This window comes from Pseudomonas sp. AU12215 (genome assembly GCF_001675465.2).
Lineage (GTDB): Bacteria > Pseudomonadota > Gammaproteobacteria > Pseudomonadales > Pseudomonadaceae > Pseudomonas > Pseudomonas nitroreducens.
Genome location: NZ_MACM02000102.1, coordinates 1 through 368, shown reverse-complemented (window position 1 = coordinate 368; position 368 = coordinate 1). Strand labels below are relative to the sequence as shown.

Annotated in this window: 1 protein-coding gene; it reads right to left on the bottom strand. The window is 61.7% G+C overall.

Annotated elements, in window-relative coordinates; all coding sequences use genetic code 11:
* Nucleotides 1-368, bottom strand: a 368-nt coding sequence (locus A9513_RS36055) for an Ig-like domain-containing protein (RefSeq protein ID WP_255302859.1), incomplete at both ends; no start/stop codon positions are given.

Genomic DNA, 368 nt, shown 5'->3' with positions numbered 1-368 from the left:
CGCTGAAATCGCACCACGGTTGCCCGCGGCATCTTCCACACGAGCGGTGTAGGTGTAAGCCTTGCCATCCACCAGACCGCTATCTGCGTAGCTCCAGTGGGTGCCTGTGCCATCGACCGTGGCTGTGCCAATCACCGCGCCATCACGCAGTACCACAACCCGCTCACCGGCCTGCAGCACATCGGAAATGGTGCCTTCCAGCTTCGGCGTGGTGTCGTTGGTGTAACCACCGTTGACTACTGCACCAACTACCGGCTGGACATCGTCCTGCGCATCGACAATCACCGTCGATTGCGTCGGGGCAATGGTGTCCACGTTGAAGGCGAACGGCGTCGACTTCGGCCCTTCGTCACCCGGCGCATCCACGT